Origin of the sequence: Micromonospora sp. NPDC047644 (assembly GCF_040704315.1) — a bacterium.
In the GTDB taxonomy this organism is placed as follows: domain Bacteria; phylum Actinomycetota; class Actinomycetes; order Mycobacteriales; family Micromonosporaceae; genus Micromonospora.
The window spans coordinates 318,004-334,447 of the sequence record NZ_JBEYSY010000008.1 but is presented as its reverse complement, the minus strand read 5'-3'; the positions used below and the strand labels follow the sequence as shown (position 1 = coordinate 334,447).

Sequence of the window (16,444 nt, the reverse complement as noted above, 5' to 3'; positions counted from 1 at the left end):
GGGCGGTCGGCCGGCGGGGCGTGGGCGGGGGTGATCGGGCCCCGGGGTGGGGTGGTGGCGAGGTCGCCGGGGCGGTGGGTGGGTTGGCGGCGGGCCGGCAGGGCGGCGGGGCGGTCGGCCGGCGGGGCGTGGGCGGGGGTGATCGGGCCCCGGGGTGGGGTGGTGGCGAGGTCGCCGGGGCGGTGGGTGGGTTGGCGGCGGGCTTGTCGATCCGGTTGACTGTTCGGGTGCTGAGGGTGGGGTTGACCGGCGGGATCGGGTCAGGGAAGAGCGCGGTGGCCGCGCGGCTCGTCCAGCGGGGCGCGGTGCTGATTGACGCGGACCGGGTGGCCCGGGAGGTGGTGGCGCCGGGTACGGACGGGCTGGCCGAGATCGTCGCCGCCTTCTCCGACGCGGTGGTGGACGCCGACGGCGCACTGGATCGTGCCGCGCTGGGAGCGGTGGTGTTCGCCGACGAGACCGCCCGTCGTCGGCTGGAGGCGATCACTCACCCCCGGGTCCGGGCCCGCACCGCGGAACTGGCCGCCGCGGCGGCACCCGACGCGATCGTCGTCAACGACGTACCGCTGCTGGTCGAGGTGGGTCTCGCGCCGACGTACCACCTGGTGGTCGTGGTGCAGACGGCCGTGGCGACCCGACTGCGGCGGTTGGAACGCGACCGGGGGATGGGTCGCGCGGAGGCCGAGCGGAGGATCGCCGCCCAGGCCGACGACGCCCGCCGCCGGGCGGCGGCGGACGTGGTGCTGACCAACGACGGGAGCCTGACGGCGCTGCACGACGCCGTCGACCTGCTCTGGAAGCGGCGGTTGGTGCCGTACGAGGACAATCTGCGCCAGCGGCGGGTGGTCCCGCCCGACGAGGCCGAGTTGGCCTGGGCCGACGCGAGTTGGCCGGAGCAGTACGAGCGGCTGGCCGCCCGGATCCAGCACGCGCTCGGTGCGAGTGCCCTCCGGATCGATCACATCGGTTCGACGGCGGTGCCCGGCCTGGCCACGCAGAACGTCATCGACGTGCAGGTGGCGGTCGCCAGCCTCGCCGAGGCCGACGGGCCGTTGGTCGATCGGCTCGCGGGCGCGGGGTTCCCGCGGGTGCCGGGGCAGTGGTGGGACGATCCGCGCCCGGCCGGCCGGGGCCGCTGGGAGAAGCGGTTGCACGGTAGCGCGGACCCGGCCCGCCCCGTCCGTCTGCACGTGCGGGTGGCGGATTCGCCGGGTTGGCGGTACGCGCTGTTGATGCGCGACCACCTGCGTGCCGACCCGGATCAGCGGGCCACGTATCTGCTGCTCAAGCGGGACCTCATCGACGCGGCGCCGGTGGCGGGCGATTCCGGTACGGGCCGCAACCCGTGGTTCGACGAGGAGTATCTGCGGGCCGAGCAGTGGGCCGCGCAGACCGGCTGGCGTCCCTGAGGCGTCGGTCAGCGGGCACCGGGCCGAGGGGTCGGAGAGCGAGGGGCCGGGGGTCGAGGGTTGGCAGCCTGTCGGGGCACGACGGCGGGCTGGAGGTCCAGGTGTGCCCACGCGCCGGCGTCGGTCCGCAACTCGAGCCGGCGGAGCGACCCGTCCCGGTCGAGCCAGTAACGCAGCCGCGCGTCGGCCGGGCCCGACTCGATGACGTCCACTGTCCGTCCGGCGGTGACGTCCTCGCGTACCCGCACGGCCGCGCCGCGCTGCCCGACCGACCCGGCAGCTATCGCGGCGTCGACCAGCACACTCAGGTCGTCTCGGGCGGGTCGGGAGGCCCGCCATCCCCCGGCCGGGGGCGGTAGCGGCGGCCGGGCCGGCGCCTCCGCGGTGCCGCCCCCACCATCGGGCGCCGGCAGGTCCGCCCGGGCCAGGCCGCCGGCGTCGCGGCGCAGCAGGGTCCGGCGATCGGGTACGCCCAGGTCGGCGACCGAGAGGTAGGCGCTGCGCGCGGTCCAGCTCAACCAGCCTGCGCCTCGCAGGTTCGTGTCGGTGCCCGTGGCCGCGGTCAGCGTCACGGTGGCACCGCCGTGGGCGCGGAGCCGGGCCGGCAGTCGGTCGAGCCGACGTTGCTCGGCGTCGGTCAGCGCGCGGGGCAGACCGGGGCGACCGCCGAGTGCGTCCACCGGTCGGAGTGTCGGCCGGTCCACGCGATTGAAGATCATCGTGACCGGACCGGTGCCGGGCAGCACGGTCACCAGCTTGTGCAGTCGGGCGTCCTGATCGAGCCAGTAGCGGGTCTGTCCGTCCGGGGCGGGCGTCGCGGCGCTGGGGGTGCCGGTGCTGGCGGCTGACGCCCCGGTGGGCAGGGGTGCCTGTATGACGTCCAGCGGGCCGGCCGGAACGGCCTCGCGGGCGAGCCAGCGCGCCTCGTCGGACGGTGCCGTCCGGGTCGTGGTGTCGGGGCGGTCGGCGGCGAGATCGAGGAGCAGGTCGAGCACCGGTGCCAGGTGTGACCCCGGTGCCGGTCGGTGCAACCGCCACCGGTCCACCGGGGGCATCAGTGGTGGGGCGGCGGGAGTGGGCACCGCCGCCGGGTCGGGCCGGATCACCAGCACCGGCCCGCTCCTCTGCAACAGTCCCCGTTCGGCACCCGCTCCCGGCCCGCCCACGTCCAGGTAGAGCAGTGACCGGGACCAGTCCACCCAGCCCACCAGTTCGGTGCGGGCGGCACCGGTACCAGCCGTGACCCGTACGCCGGCGCGCAGGTCCCGCAGGTTGGTGACCCGCACGGCGGCCAGCCGTTCACCCTCCGCCAGGGTCAGCGGCCGGGCCGGCTCGGGTGGGTCGGGTGCCCAGCTCAACAGCCCGAGCACCAGCGCGGTCGCGGACGTCACCGCCGTCAGACCGAGCAACAGCAGCACCGTACGCCGACGACGGCCGGTCGGGGGCGGCCCGGCGGTGTCGGCGGCCCCGGTGGTGTCAGTGGTGTCCGGCGTGTCGCCACTGCGGGTGATCTCGCGGTTCTCCGCGAGGTTTCGCTCGGCGGCGGTCCGCCGCGGGTCCTTGGTCCTGCGGCCGGCGGTGGCTCGGCGCGCGCCACCGGCGGACCGGCCGGCTGTGGGCCCGCTCCCGGTGCCGGGGCCTCTGCCGCCGGTCGGGCTCTTGCCGCTGGCCGTGCCCTTGCCGCCGGTCGGGCTCTTGCCGCTGGCCGTGCCCTTGCCGGTGCCTGGTGCTGCCGGGGAGGGCGTGGCGGTGCGGGCGGTGTCGGGCGCCGGGGTCGCAGAGGTGTCCACGGAGATGAAACGGGCGGGGAGGCACCGGGGTGACGAGCAGGGGCGCTCGCGGCGGCCGGTCTGCGCCTCGAGCGCGACCACACGGGTGCGCACGCCGGACGAGCCGGGTGCTGCGACCGCAGTGCCGGGGGTGACCGGCCGTGATGTTGGCCTGGGCCACCGGCCCGGTCGGCCGCCGCGAGCGGCCTACATGAAGAGGGTAGTCCCGGTGACATGGGCCACACAATGGGAATATTGAAGCTGATCACGTACCTGGCGTGACGGCCGTTCCTGTCGGACCTCCGGCGTACCGTTGATGGCATGGCGCTCGACATTCCCCGGCTGGACAGCCGCTTCCAGGTCGTCAGTGACTTCCAGCCGGCCGGCGACCAACCGGCAGCCATCGATGAGCTTGAGCGTCGAGTTCGGCGCGGCGACCGCAGCACGGTGCTGCTCGGCGCGACCGGCACCGGCAAGAGCGCCACCACGGCGTGGCTGATCGAGCGGCTGCAACGCCCCACCCTGGTGCTCGCCCCGAACAAGACGCTCTGCGCGCAGCTGGCCAAGGAGTTCAGCGAGCTGCTGCCGCACAACGCGGTCGAATACTTCGTCTCGTACTACGACTACTACCAGCCCGAGGCGTACATCCCGCAGACCGACACCTACATCGAGAAGGACTCCTCGATCAACGAGGAGGTGGAGCGGCTGCGGCACTCGGCGACGATGTCGTTGCTCACCCGCCGCGACGTTGTCGTGGTGGCGACCGTCTCGGCGATCTACGGCCTGGGCACCCCGGAGGAATACCTCAACCGGGCGGTGAAGGCGCAGGTCGGGCAGGAGCTCGACCGCGACCAGTTGCTGCGCCGGCTGGTCGACATCCAGTACACCCGCAACGACATGGCCTTCCAGCGGGGCACCTTCCGGGTTCGCGGCGACACGCTGGAGATCATCCCGGCGTACGAGGAGCTGGCGATCCGGATCGAGTTGTTCGGCGACGAGGTGGAGAAGCTCTACTACCTCAACCCGTTGACCGGTGACGTGGTCCGCGAGGTCGACCAGCTGGTGATCTTCCCGGCCACCCACTACGCGGCCGGCCCGGAGCGGATGGAACGGGCGATCCGTGACATCGAGGTCGAGCTGGCCGAGCGCCTCGCCGAGCTGGAGCGGCAGGGCAAGCTGCTGGAGGCGCAGCGGCTGCGGATGCGCACCACCTACGACATCGAGATGATGCGGCAGGTGGGCTTCTGCTCCGGCATCGAGAACTACTCGATGCACATGGACGGGCGGCTGCCCGGCAGCCCGCCGCACGCCCTGCTCGACTACTTCCCCGACGACTTCCTCACTGTGGTCGACGAGTCGCACGTGACCATCCCGCAGATCGGCGGCATGTACGAGGGCGACGCGTCCCGCAAGCGGATGCTCATCGACCACGGCTTCCGGCTGCCCAGCGCGGCCGACAACCGGCCGCTGCGTTTCGACGAGTTCCTGGAGCGGGTCGGCCAGATGGTCTATCTCTCCGCAACCCCCGGCACCTGGGAGATGGAGCAGGCTCAGGGTGAGTTCGTCGAGCAGGTGATCCGACCCACCGGTCTGATCGACCCGGAGGTCGTGATCAAGCCGACCAAGGGCCAGATCGACGACCTGATGCACGAGATCAAGCTGCGGACCGACCGGGACGAGCGGGTGCTGGTCACCACGCTGACCAAGAAGATGGCCGAGGACCTGTCCGACTACCTCCTGGAGAACGGCATCCGGGTGCGCTACCTGCACTCGGAGGTCGACACGTTGCGCCGGGTGGAGCTGCTGCGCGAGCTGCGCAAGGGCGACTACGACGTGCTCGTCGGCATCAACCTGCTCCGCGAAGGTCTGGACCTGCCCGAGGTGTCGCTGGTGGCGATCCTCGACGCCGACAAGGAAGGCTTCCTGCGCAGCGGCCGATCGCTGATCCAGACCATCGGGCGGGCCGCCCGTAACGTCTCCGGCCAGGTGCACATGTACGCCGACAAGATCACCCCCTCGATGGCAGCGGCGATCGACGAGACCGATCGGCGTCGGGCCAAGCAGATCGCGCACAACGAGGCGCACGGCATCAGCCCGGAGCCACTGCGTAAGAAGATCCACGACATCCTGGACGACATCTACCGCGAGGCGGAGGACACCGAGAACTCCCGGGTCGGCGGCGCGGTGCGTCAGCTTTCCCGAGGCAAGGCGCCGGTCAAGGAGACCCGCAGTCGGAGCCGGTCCGCCGCGGGCGCCACCTCCCGGGAGGGAATGGCCCGCGCCGACCTCGCCCAGCTCATCCAGGAGCTCAACGACCAGATGCTGGCCGCCGCCCGCGAGCTCCAGTTCGAGTTGGCGGCCCGGATCCGCGACGAGGTCTCCGACCTGAAGAAGGAGCTGCGCGGCATGGACGCCGCCGGCGTGAAGTGACGGCCGGCCGGTCGGCCCCGCCCAGCGCCCCGCTCGGGCCGGGCCGGGCGGGGCACGCGAAGGGCGGGCACTGGTGACGGCGGTGGCGCCGATCGGCGAGATGGTCTTCGGGCTGCCCGGGGCCAGCCTGCGTCCGTTCGTCGACAGGTACGTCGGCTACCGGGAACGGGCGGACGTGCCACTGGTCCGTCGGGAGTCGGCGGGCGTCTTCGTGGTGCTGATACTGGGTTGGGGTGCGCCGCTGGACGTGACCGACCCGCGTTGCGCGCAGCGTGGCGTCACCGCTGTCGACTCGTTCGTGGCCGGCACCTTCGACAGTTGGTGCACCACGCGCACGGTGGGCGTGGGGGAGGGCGTCGAGCTGCTGCTCGCCCCCCTGGCCGCCCGCCGGCTTCTCGGGTTGCCCCTGGGTGAGCTGACCAATCGGGCCGTCGGCGTCGGGCAGCTCCCGGGCCGTTGGCTGGATCGGCTGCGCGGCCGGCTCGCCGAGGCCACCGGCTGGTCGGAGCGGTTCGACCTCCTCGACGCGGTGCTCGCCGCCCGGCTGGCGGCGTCCCCGCCGGTGGACCCGCGGCTCGACCGGGCGTGGCGGTGGCTGGCCGCCAGCGGTGGGCGGGGGAGCGTCGGTGCGCTCGCCGACGAGTTGGGCTGGAGCCGCCGGCACCTCGCGTCCCGGTTCCGGCAGGAGGTCGGGCTGCCGCCCAAGATGGCCGCCCGGCTGCTGCGTTTCCAGCGGGCTCGGGCCGCATCCACCCAGGCCGGCGGGGCCGGGCGGGGCGTCGACTGGGCCGCCGTGGCGGCGGGTTGCGGCTACTACGACCAGTCCCACCTGATTCGGGACTTCCACGAGTTCGCGGGGGCCACGCCGGCCGCGCTGCTCTCCGGCCGCTGACGGTCGCCGGGCCGCTGACGGTCGCCGGGCCGCCGACAGCCGCCGCGCCGCTGACGGTTGCCGGCCGCGCTGCTTCCCGGCCGCTGACGGTCGCCGGGCGACCGGAGCCGGTTCGGCGACCCGCCGAGGTCACATTCGTCCAATCCGGAGCCGCGTCAACGGCCACAGAATCGGGTCATGCGAACCATCTATCCGATCTTCCGTTATCCCGATCCCCGCACCGCGATCGACTGGCTCGGTGCCGCCTTCGGTTTCCGGGTGCACACCGTGCACGAGGCGCCGGACGGTGCGGTCGCGCACGCCGAACTGGTCCTCGACACCGGCATGATCATGCTGGGTGGTCGGGCCGACGCCCCGCCGCGACCGGCCGACGACGACTGGTCGGTCTACGTGGCCGTGCCGGACGTCGACGCCCACTGCGCCCAGGCCCGCGCGGCCGGCGCCGAGATCATTCGCGAGCCGTTCGACACCGACTACGGCTCCCGTGACTACGCGGCCCGCGATCTGGCCGGCAACGTCTGGTCCTTCGGCACCTACCGGCCCTGAGTCCAGCTACCGCCGATCGGGGATGGACGGCCCGTCTTCGCGACCTGAAAACGCACTGACCTGCGGAAACGATGTGCTCCGGCGGGCCGGTCCGGCCAGCGGCGTCGAATGCCCTGATTGCGGTGCGCGAGCACGCTATTGCACTGGGTGATCGTCCTGCGTAGTCTCCCTCGGTGGGGAGGCCGGGATGCCGCTGCCAACAAGTCCAGTCATTCGACGTGCACGTCTCGGCGCAGAGCTGCGCCAACTCCGTCGGCGCGAGTCGCTGACCCTGGAGCAGGTCTGCGACCGGCTGGGCTGGGCCTCGACGTCGAAGCTGTCCCGCATCGAGCTGGGTCAAAGTCGCCCCGACCTTGCCGACGTGCTCGACCTGCTGGACGTCTACAAGGTGCCCACGCCCGCCCGGGAGGCGCTGATCGTCATCGCCCGGGACGCGGCGACCAGTCGAGGCTGGTGGAAGACGCTCGGCGAGATGAGCGAACGGCAGCGCACCTACGCCGAGTTGGAGGCGGGTGCCGCCGACATCGTCGAGTACCAGCCGTCGGTGGTGCCGGGGCTGCTCCAGACGCCCGCGTACGCCCGGGTGTTGGTCAGCGCCGGCGCCCAGCTCTCGCCGGACGTCGATGTGGAGGCCGAGGTGCGCGCACGGGCACTGCGGCAGGAGGTGCTCCGGCGGGCCTACCCGCCGCGCTACACGGCGGTGCTCGCCGAGGCCGTCTGCGACCCGGGTGACCTGCCGGTGGCGGTCTGGCGCGAACAGCTGCGTCACCTGGTCGCCGTGACCGGCCTGTCCCACGTGACGGTGCGGCTGTTGCCCCGCGGAGCGGCCGGTGGCGGGCTGCACCCGCTCACACCGTATTCCTGCTACGCCTTTCCCGACCCGGCCGACCCGCGCACGGTCATGCTCGAGGCGTTGACCACCGACGTCCGGTTGGCCACCGTGCTCGACGTCGACCGCTACGAGCGGATGACCGCGGCGCTGCTGGCCGCGGCGCTGTCACCGGAGGAGACGGTCACCGTGCTGGCCCGCCGCGTCGGCGAGTGAGTGTTGACCGTTGCCGACGGTGACGCGCCGCGCGGCCACCGGGCCCGGCGCCCCCGAGCCCGTCGGGACCGGCGGCCGGCGCGTGCGCCCGGCAGGATAACCGCGGGGTACGACAGCTCGGCTCAGGCCGGCACGTCGAGGAAGTGCTCGACAATGGGCGGTCCCGCGAAGTGCGGCCCGATCAGCGCCCGCCACGTGTCGAACCGTTCGGTGGCCCGGAAGTTGTTCTCGTGCGCCTCGACCGAGTCCCATTCGACGAGCAGCACGAAGCGGGTCGGTGACTCGATTCCTCGGGTCATCCGCACGGACCGGCAGCCGGTCGCTCCGGCGAGCACCGGGTGACCTTCGGCGTACGCGGCGGCGAACGCGTCCTCGTGTCCGGGTAGTACGTCGATCAACGCGACCTCAAGCACCATGTCGGACAGCCTCCCACGGCGATCGGGGCGGTCGGTGTCGCGGGTCCGTGCCGGACCACTGCCTGGACTCCGCCTCGGCTCGACCGAGGGCGTTGACACGGACCCTAGGGTGGCCTCGTGATCATCGACTGGCTCACCGGCACCGCGTTTCGGGTGGCCGGCACGGGCACCACCTGGGCGGAGCTGCTGGGGTTCGCGACCGGTGTGCTCAACGTGTGGTTGGTAGCCCGGCAGAAGATCGCCAACTGGCCGATCGGCATCGCCAACGTGCTGCTGCTCATGGTGCTGTTCTGGACCGCCGGGCTGTACGCCGACGCGGGGCTCCAGGTCGTCTACGTGGCGCTCGGCTGCTACGGCTGGTGGCACTGGCTGTTCGGGGGCGAGCGGCGTACCCGGCTCACGGTCAGCCGGACGGGGCGGCGGGAGTGGCTGGGGCTGGCCGCCGCCGGGCTCCTGCTCACCGGCGCGCTCTGGGCCCTGCTGGACCGGGCCACCGACTCGACGGTGCCGCTGCCGGACGCGTTGACCACGGCGCTGTCCCTGCTGGCCACGTACGGGCAGACCCGCAAGCGGGTGGAGAGCTGGTGGCTCTGGATCGCCGCCGACCTGATCTACATCCCGCTGTACGCGTACAAGGGACTGCACCTGACGGCCATGCTCTACCTGGTCTTCCTCGTCCTGTGCGTGCTCGGGTTGCGGGCCTGGCGCGCCGATCTGCGTCGGGCCGACCGGCCGAGCACGGTCCCGCCCGGCCCGGCCCCGGTCACCGCGTGAACCCCGCGACATCTGGCGGGCCGCCGGTGCCGCGCGGGCCGGCGCGTCGCTCCGCCGCCGAGTTCGGGCACGGGATGGTGGTGGGCAAGTTCTACCCGCCGCACGCCGGGCACCATGCGGTGATCCGGGCCGCCGCCGCCCGGTGCGCCGAGGTGACCGTCGTCGTGGCGCCCTCGCGTCGGGAGTCCATTCCGCTTGCGCTGCGCCTCGACTGGCTGCGGGAGGTGCACGCGGACACGCCGTGGGTCCGTGTCGTCGGCCGGTACGACGACCACCCGGTGGACTACGCCGATCCGGCGGTCTGGGACGCGCACTGCGCGGTGTTCCGCGAGGCGGTGGGGCCGGGGTCGGTGGACGCGGTCTTCTCCTCCGAGGCGTACGGCGTCGAGTTGGCGCGCCGCTTCGACGCCGTACCCGTGTCGGTGGATCCGGACCGGCGGACCGTGCCGGTGTCAGGGACGGCCGTGCGCGCGGACCCGGCGGGTCACTGGCGGTGGCTGAGCCCGCCGGTGCGGGCGTGGTTCGTCCGGCGGGTGGTGGTGGTCGGGGCCGAGTCGACCGGGACCACGACGATGGCGGCGGCGCTGGCCGGGCATTACGGCACGTCCTGGGTGCCGGAGTACGGCCGGGAGTTGACCGCTCACAAGCTGGCCCGATTGCGGGAACGAGCGCCGGAGGCGACCGTCTTCGACGTCGCCTGGGACTCCGACGACTTCCGCGCGGTGGTGCGCGAGCAGCAGGCGGCCGAGGACGCGGCGGCCCGGACGAGCGGGCCGTTGCTGGTCTGCGACACCGACGCGCGGGCGACGGCGGTGTGGGAGGAGCGCTACCTGGGCTGCGCGTCCGAGGAGGTACGGGCGGCGGCCCGTCGGCCGGCGCTGTATCTGCTGACGGATCACCGGGGGGTGCCGTTCACCGATGACGGGCTGCGCGACGGTGAGCACCTGCGGGCCTGGATGACCGAGCGTTTCCGGGCCGAGTTGGCCGGGTGCGGGGTGCCGGTCGTGGAGTTGACCGGGTCGCACGCCGAGCGGTTGGCGGTGGCGGTGCGAGCCTGCGACGACCTGCTGGCCGCCGGCTGGTCGCTGGCCGACCCGATCGCCGCACCCGACGTGCACTAGCCTCCTAGGAAGCCCTGGCGGGTGTGCGGCCGGACGCGTCGAGCCGTGTCCGGCGCCACCGGAAGCCCGGGGTGTGATCACGGCGCGTGGTGGGCAACAATGGTCATCGAGGAGGGGAGTATTCCCCCGCGACGGAGTCGTCAGCACGGTCGATCGCCGGAACCACGGCGCCCGACCCGGCCCCGTAGGTCGTCGCCCCCAGGGGCGGCGGCGGAAGAGACCTCCGACAGTCACCAGAGTGAGCGACAGCGGCACGCCGGCTCCCGCAGGGGCGTACGGTGTGCCCGACGCCGCGTGTCTGCCGGAGGAATGAACGTTGGACGTGTCCGGATTGGTGTGGGCGGGGACGCTTGTCGCACTGAGTGCGGTCCTGCTCGTCGACCTGTTGATCATTGGTCGGCGCCCACACGAGCCGAGTGTGCGGGAGTCGAGCCTCTGGGTCGGTTTCTACGTCGGTCTCGCCCTGCTCTTCGGTGCGGGTGTCTGGCTGACCTCCGGGGCCAGCGCGGCCGGCCAGTTCTACACCGGCTGGCTCACCGAGTACAGCCTCTCGGTGGACAACCTCTTCGTCTTCGTGATCATCATGGCGCGCTTCGGGGTGCCCCGGCAGTACCAGCAGAAGGTGCTGCTCGTCGGCATCGTGCTGGCGCTGGTGATGCGCGGCGGATTCATCGCCGCGGGTGCGGCGCTGATCACGCAGTTCTCCTGGGTCTTCTACATCTTCGGCGCGTTCCTGATCTACACCGCGGTGAACCTGGCCCGGCAGGGTGAGCCGGACGAGGACGAGTTCTCCGAGAACGTGCTGATCCGGTGGAGCCGCAAGGCCCTGCCGATCTCGAAGGAGTACGACGGCGCGAAGCTGACCACCCACGTGGCCGGCAAGCGGCTGTTCACCCCGATGCTGATCGTGATGATCGCGATCGGCACCACCGATCTGATCTTCGCGTTGGACTCGATCCCAGCGATCTTCGGCATCACCCAGGAGCCGTACCTGGTCTTCACCGCGAACGTCTTCGCGCTGATGGGCCTCCGGCAGCTCTACTTCCTGCTCGGTGGCCTGCTGGACCGGCTGATCTACCTGAGCTACGGCCTGGCCGTCGTGCTCGGGTTCATCGGGGTCAAGCTGGTGCTGGAGGCGCTGGCCGACAACAACCTGCCGTTCATCAACGGTGGCGAGCACGTCGGCTGGGCGCCACACATCCCGATCTGGTTGTCGCTGCTGGTCATCATCGGCACCCTGGGTGTCGCCACTGTCGCCAGCCTGGTGAAGTCCTCCCGGGACCGGCGTCGCGAGTTGGCCGACGCCCGACGCTGACCTGACCGGTCACCGGCCGGGTGCGAACAGGCGCCCAGCCGGTGACGGACGTGCTGGCCGGCCCGTGCCGCCCCCGCTGCCTGGACTCCGACTGAGGGTCGACCGAAACTGGCCTCAGACCCGGTGTGCGCCCACCAGTGTGGCGGTCCGGTCCGCCGGCAGTGCCTCTTCGATGACCCGCCGCCGCCGGTAGCAGGCGTGCAGCATCCGGCGCTGGCCGCCGTCGCCCGGGGCGGCGGTGACGATGCCGATGTGGTGGATCTTGCGGCCCGGTCGGGCGAAGAAGTAGAGATCGCCGGGGCGTTCCGCGCCCAACGGCAGTGGGGTGGTGGCCACGGCCTGATCGTCGGCGTCGCGGGGCAGCAGCACCCCGAACCGCCGCCAGGCCAGATGCACCAGCCCCGAGCAGTCGATGCCGTGCGCGGAGAGGCCACCCCAGATGTAGACCACGTCCAGCAGGCGCTGTGCCACAGCGAGCGCGTGCGCGGCGGTCGGCGACGCGTCCGCCGACGACACCAGGTGGCCCTCGGGCAGCCAGAGCGGGGTGGCCCGACCGGGAACGTGCACCGGCCGCCAGTCGTCGAGCGCGGGGCCGGCCGGGAGGAGCCGGGTGCCGACGACGACGCCGGGCAGCACCACCGGCCCGTTCGGGGCGGCGTGCAGCCCGGTGACCGTGGCGTCGACCACCAGCGGTTGGTCGGTGGCGGTGCGGGTCGGGGCGAGAACGGCCAACTGCTCGGCGGGTAGCCAGCCCGGGTAGCCGCGCGGATCCAGCTTGGCGGCTGGTTGTTCGACGGCGACGACCCGGGCCCAGCCGTCGGGGCGTAGCTCGCTGACGAGGACCCGTTCGCCGAGCAGGAGTTGACTCAGCACGCAGTCGCCGACCTGCTGGTCGGTGTCCATCCCGGAGACCCAGGTCGGGATGTCGGCGCCGGCGGTCAGCGCCGGACGGTCGACCGGGCGGACGGCCTCGGGGGAGCTCCACAGCGTCGCCACCGCGACCCGGACGACGGCCTCGCGGCCCGGTTGCAGCTCCACGTCAACCCCCAGATCGTGTGCGGCTGTCCAGGGGAACCCTATGAAAGAAACCGACAGGCATCAACCACGGGACTGCACTTTTGCTTCAGTGAGGCCGGAGATGCCCAGGCCAGGGGCGTCCGGCAGCACCACCGTCGCCCCGTCGTAGCGAATGCCGCCCTGCACCGGTGACCAGGCCAGCCACCAGGCGGCGTCCAGGTCGGCCACCGCTGTGGTGCCGTACGCGGCGACCAGGCTCGCGGCCGCCCCGATGCCGACCTGGCTCTCCATCATCGAACCGACCACGGTGCCGAGCCCGTGCGCGCGGGCCAGGTCGAGGAGGGTGCGGGCCGGGTGCAGTCCACCGCACTTGGCCAGTTTGACGTTGACCAGGTCGGCGGCCCGGCGGCGGATCACCTCCACCAGGTCACGCACCCCGAAGACCGCCTCGTCGGCCAGGATCGGCACGGACACCCGGTCGCTGACCCAGGCCAGCCCGTCCAGGTCCCAGCGGGCCACCGGCTGCTCGACCAGTTCCACGTCGAGCCCGGCGTCCTCGATGCCGCGGATCACCCGGACCGCCTCCCGGGGCGTCCAACCCTGGTTGGCGTCCAGCCGGATCCGGGTGCCGGGGCCGACGGCCGCCCGTACCGCGCGCACCCGGTCCAGGTCACCGGCCGCGTCGGTGCCGACCTTCAACTTGAGCACGCCGAAACCGTCGGCCTGCCGCTGCCGTGCCGCGGTCGCCAGGTCCACCGCGTCGCCCGCCGCCAGCGTGACGTCCGTCGGGACCCGCAGCGTGGTGCCCCCGAGCAACCGCACCAGGGGTACGCCGAGTCGCCGCGCGGCGAGGTCGTGCAGGGCGACGTCCACCGCCGCCTTCGCGGCCTCGTTGCCGACCACGGCGCGCTGCACCTCGGCGCACCGGGTCACCAGGTCGTCCGGGTCACGGCCGATCAGCTGTGGGCCGAGCAGCTCGCGGACGCACGCCTGCGCGCCGCCGACCGACGCGCCGGTGACCTGCCAGACCTGTGGCGCCTCACCGAAGCCGGACCGGCCGTCGCTGTCGACGAGTTCGACGACCAGGGTGTCCACTGTGGTGGTGCGGCGTAGCGCGGTGACGAACGGGGTGTGTAAGGGGGCGGAAACCCGGTGGGTGCGTACCGCCGAGATCGTCATGTCAGGCACCCTATACGGAGGTTCACCTTCGGAGGGGAGACCGGATGACCGGGCAGGGCTGGGAGCTGGTGGGTGCGCCGAACGCGCGTGACCTGGGCGGGCTCGTCGGCGCGGACGGGCGGCGGGTCCGGGTCGGCCAGTTGATCCGCACGCCGGCGCTGGGTCGGCTGACCGACGAGGACCTACCGGTGCTGGCGAAGTTGGGGCCGGCGTGCGTGGTGGATCTGCGCGACGCCTCGGAGATCGCGGTCGCTCCGGAGGACCGGTTCGCCGGTGAGCCACGGGTGGTGCGCCTGCCGGTGCACGACGCGGAGCACCCGGTCTTCACGTACGTCTCGGCGGTGCTGCTCGGACACGACCTGAACGCGTACGCCGAGCTGGCCCGGCAGGGCACGGCGGGGGCGATGGCGGCGATCTACCGCTGGTTCGTCACCGGTGAGTCGGCGCGGGTCGGTTTCGCCGAGGCGGTGCGGCTGGCGTCCCGCCCGGAGAATCTGCCGCTGCTCTACCACTGCTCCGCCGGCAAGGACCGCACCGGTTGGCTGACCGTCATCCTGTTGACGGCGCTCGGGGTGGACGAGGCGGCCGTCCGCGCCGACTACCTGCGCAACAACGAGCTGACCGAGAGCCTGCGGGCGGTGATCGTCGAGGCGATGCGTCGGCGGAATCCCGAGTTGGACGTCGACGCGGTGGTGCCGGTGCTGGAGGTCCGCGCCGAGTATCTCGACGCCGGTTACGCCGAGGTGCGTCGGGTGCACGGCTCGTTCGACGCGTACCTGCGCGACGGGCTGGGGCTCACCGACGCCGACCTCACCGCGTTGCGGGCGCAGTTGCTGGAGTGACCGGCGCGTCGGTGGGTGTGCCGGCGCGGGCGGCGCAGCCGGTGACGATCAGTGCCTGGCCGGCGGCGTAGGTCGCCATGACCAGCACCGGCGCGCCGGGTGGTTGGGCCACCTCGGCCACCCCGGCGGCGATCAGCAGGTCGGAGCCGAGGAAGAGCGCGGCGCCGACACCGACCCGCCAGCCCTGGGTGGCGGCGGTGCTGGCCATGGCGGCCAGCGCGATCGCGTAGCCGGCCACCGGTACGGCCAGCCCGGCATCGGAGAGCCCCGCCCACATCCAGGTCAGCGCGGTGACGGTCAGCGCCGCGTACCCCAGGGGGACGGCGGCCAGCGGCGTGCGGCGCAGCGCGGTCGCGGCGCCGCGTCGGGTGAAGGCCGCGAGGTAGCAGAGGTGGGTGCCGAGGAAGCAGGCCATCCCGGCGAGGAACCAGCCGGTGCCGTCGATCATGAGGGCGATGTCGCCGCCGGTGGCGAAGGCCAGCGCGGCGAGCAGCAGCCGGTCCGGTCGGGCCGCGCGCTCGGCGCTGACCCGCCAGAGGTACGCGGCCAGCAGCGGCATCAGCAGCGGCTTGGTGAGCAGGAAGGCCAGGCCGCCACCGGTGGCGTTGGCCAGCAGGTTCGCGGCCGTCACGACGAGGAAGGCGATCAGCACGGTGCGACTGCGGGGCATCGGCGGCTCCGGGGTGGGGGTGCGAGCAGCGTAGCCGCAGTCGGCGGCGTTGGCCTCGCCGCCGCGGCGCTCGGGTCAGAGGTGGTGGCGGGCGGCCCAGACCTGCGCCGAGATGTGCGCGAGCAGCAGGCAGGCGTCGTCCTCCACCTGGTCGTCGCCGTCGGCCAGGTCGGTGGTGGTGCAGACGGCGATCAGGTACGGCGGGGCGTCGTCGGGCAGCACCACGCCGGCGCCGTGGCGGACGCCGCGTACCCAACCGTTCTTGTGGGCGATGCGGGTGCCCGTGGGTAGGCCGGCGGCGAGGTCCTCGCGGTGTTCCTGGGCGAGCAGGACGTCCAGCATGGTGGTGCAGGCCGCCGGTGAGGCGAGTGTGCCGGGGGTGTCGGCCCCGGTGGCCAGTGCGCCGAGCAGGGCGGCCAGGTCGGCGGCGGTGACCGTGTTGGTGATGCCGGCCTCGCGGGCGGCGAAGTCCTCGATGCCGCGGCCGGTGACGCTGTTGCGGGCACCGGCGAGCGCCCAGACCTCGGCGACCGCGGGCAGCCCGACGTGGCCGAGGACGAGGTTGGTGGCGAGGTTGCTGGAGCGCACGATCATGCGGTCGGCCAGCCACCGCAGCGTCGCGGTGCCGCCGATGCGGTCCCAGACCGCGTCGTCGTTGTCGTAGGGCTGGGCGTTGGTGAAGCGGGGTGCGCCGGGCTGGGCGGAGGCGAAGTCGTTGACGACCGGGACCGGGGCGTCCAGGTCCAGGGTGCCGGCCTCGGCGGCGCGGTGCAGCGCGGCGAGCACCGCCACCTTCATGGTGCTCGCGGCGTAGTGGCCGGCGTCGGCGTGGCGGGTCCAGGTCGGCGACGCGTCGAGGCGCCCCACGTACGCGGAGACGGTGCCGGGCACCCGGTCCAGGTGGGCGTCGAGATCATCCCAGGTCATGCCGGTGACCGTAGCGGATCAGGGGTGGCCGGGCTCGCGTACCCGGCGGGATGGAAAACGACCGGGCGCGCCGACCGCAAGCGGTCGACGCG

Annotated in this window: 15 protein-coding genes; 9 read left to right on the top strand and 6 right to left on the bottom strand. The window is 72.9% G+C overall.

Features of this window, described 5'->3' with window-relative positions; translation table 11 throughout:
- Nucleotides 1–227 precede the first annotated feature (227 nt).
- Nucleotides 228–1,409, top strand: a complete 1,182-nt coding sequence (gene coaE / locus AB0877_RS16010) for a dephospho-CoA kinase (RefSeq protein ID WP_366609418.1) — start codon at nucleotides 228–230, stop codon at nucleotides 1,407–1,409.
- 8 nt (nucleotides 1,410–1,417) lie between these two features.
- Here coaE and AB0877_RS16005 read toward each other — a convergent pair whose 3' ends face one another.
- Nucleotides 1,418–3,199 carry a hypothetical protein gene (locus AB0877_RS16005; RefSeq protein ID WP_366609410.1) on the bottom strand — a complete coding sequence of 594 codons (1,782 nt, stop codon included), beginning with the start codon at nucleotides 3,197–3,199 and terminating at the stop codon, nucleotides 1,418–1,420.
- A gap of 300 nt (nucleotides 3,200–3,499) precedes the next feature.
- Here AB0877_RS16005 and uvrB point away from each other — a divergent pair, with 300 nt between their 5' ends.
- The 4 genes from uvrB (at nucleotide 3,500) to AB0877_RS15985 (ending at nucleotide 8,091) form a co-directional block, all read left to right on the top strand.
- Nucleotides 3,500–5,608 carry an excinuclease ABC subunit UvrB gene (gene uvrB, locus AB0877_RS16000; protein WP_366609409.1) on the top strand — a complete coding sequence of 703 codons (2,109 nt, stop codon included), beginning with the start codon at nucleotides 3,500–3,502 and terminating at the stop codon, nucleotides 5,606–5,608.
- Between the two features lie 73 nt (nucleotides 5,609–5,681).
- A complete protein-coding gene (locus tag AB0877_RS15995) occupies nucleotides 5,682–6,500 on the top strand; it encodes an AraC family transcriptional regulator (protein WP_366609408.1) in 819 nt (272 codons plus the stop codon).
- A 177-nt stretch (nucleotides 6,501–6,677) separates the two neighbouring features.
- A complete protein-coding gene (locus AB0877_RS15990) occupies nucleotides 6,678–7,046 on the top strand; it encodes a VOC family protein (protein WP_366609407.1) in 369 nt (122 codons plus the stop codon).
- 187 nt (nucleotides 7,047–7,233) lie between these two features.
- A complete protein-coding gene (locus tag AB0877_RS15985) occupies nucleotides 7,234–8,091 on the top strand; it encodes a helix-turn-helix transcriptional regulator (protein WP_366609405.1) in 858 nt (285 codons plus the stop codon).
- A gap of 122 nt (nucleotides 8,092–8,213) precedes the next feature.
- Here the strand turns inward: AB0877_RS15985 and AB0877_RS15980 are convergent, their stop codons facing one another.
- Nucleotides 8,214–8,507 carry an antibiotic biosynthesis monooxygenase family protein gene (locus AB0877_RS15980; protein ID WP_366609404.1) on the bottom strand — a complete coding sequence of 98 codons (294 nt, stop codon included), beginning with the start codon at nucleotides 8,505–8,507 and terminating at the stop codon, nucleotides 8,214–8,216.
- 117 nt (nucleotides 8,508–8,624) lie between these two features.
- Here AB0877_RS15980 and pnuC point away from each other — a divergent pair, with 117 nt between their 5' ends.
- From pnuC to AB0877_RS15965, 3 genes are all read left to right on the top strand, one after another.
- Complete coding sequence (gene pnuC, locus AB0877_RS15975) at nucleotides 8,625–9,281, top strand: nicotinamide riboside transporter PnuC (RefSeq protein ID WP_366609403.1); 657 nt, start codon at nucleotides 8,625–8,627, stop codon at nucleotides 9,279–9,281.
- Nucleotides 9,278–10,402, top strand: coding sequence for an AAA family ATPase (locus AB0877_RS15970; protein WP_366609402.1), 1,125 nt, complete (start codon nucleotides 9,278–9,280; stop codon nucleotides 10,400–10,402). The genes pnuC and AB0877_RS15970 overlap by 4 nt, the downstream gene beginning before the upstream one ends.
- Nucleotides 10,403–10,718: 316 nt before the next feature.
- Nucleotides 10,719–11,717, top strand: coding sequence for a TerC family protein (locus tag AB0877_RS15965; protein WP_366609400.1), 999 nt, complete (start codon nucleotides 10,719–10,721; stop codon nucleotides 11,715–11,717).
- Nucleotides 11,718–11,831: 114 nt separating this feature from the next.
- On the opposite strand, the gene AB0877_RS15960 is transcribed toward AB0877_RS15965, so the two are convergent.
- Both AB0877_RS15960 and AB0877_RS15955 read right to left on the bottom strand, forming a co-directional pair.
- Nucleotides 11,832–12,755, bottom strand: a complete 924-nt coding sequence (locus AB0877_RS15960) for an NlpC/P60 family protein (protein ID WP_366609399.1) — start codon at nucleotides 12,753–12,755, stop codon at nucleotides 11,832–11,834.
- A 60-nt stretch (nucleotides 12,756–12,815) separates the two neighbouring features.
- Nucleotides 12,816–13,913 (bottom strand): dipeptide epimerase, encoded by a 1,098-nt coding sequence (locus AB0877_RS15955; protein WP_366609397.1) that lies wholly within the window; start codon nucleotides 13,911–13,913, stop codon nucleotides 12,816–12,818.
- A gap of 44 nt (nucleotides 13,914–13,957) precedes the next feature.
- On the opposite strand from AB0877_RS15955, the gene AB0877_RS15950 reads away from it, so the two are divergent.
- On the top strand, nucleotides 13,958–14,755 hold the full coding sequence (locus AB0877_RS15950; RefSeq protein WP_366609395.1) for a tyrosine-protein phosphatase: 798 nt from the start codon (nucleotides 13,958–13,960) through the stop codon (nucleotides 14,753–14,755).
- Here the strand turns inward: AB0877_RS15950 and AB0877_RS15945 are convergent.
- Entirely contained in the window at nucleotides 14,724–15,425 is a 702-nt protein-coding gene (locus AB0877_RS15945; protein WP_366609394.1) for a lysoplasmalogenase, read from the bottom strand. The genes AB0877_RS15950 and AB0877_RS15945 overlap by 32 nt on opposite strands.
- A gap of 75 nt (nucleotides 15,426–15,500) precedes the next feature.
- A complete protein-coding gene (locus AB0877_RS15940) occupies nucleotides 15,501–16,352 on the bottom strand; it encodes a serine hydrolase (protein WP_366609393.1) in 852 nt (283 codons plus the stop codon).
- Nucleotides 16,353–16,444 lie beyond the last annotated feature (92 nt).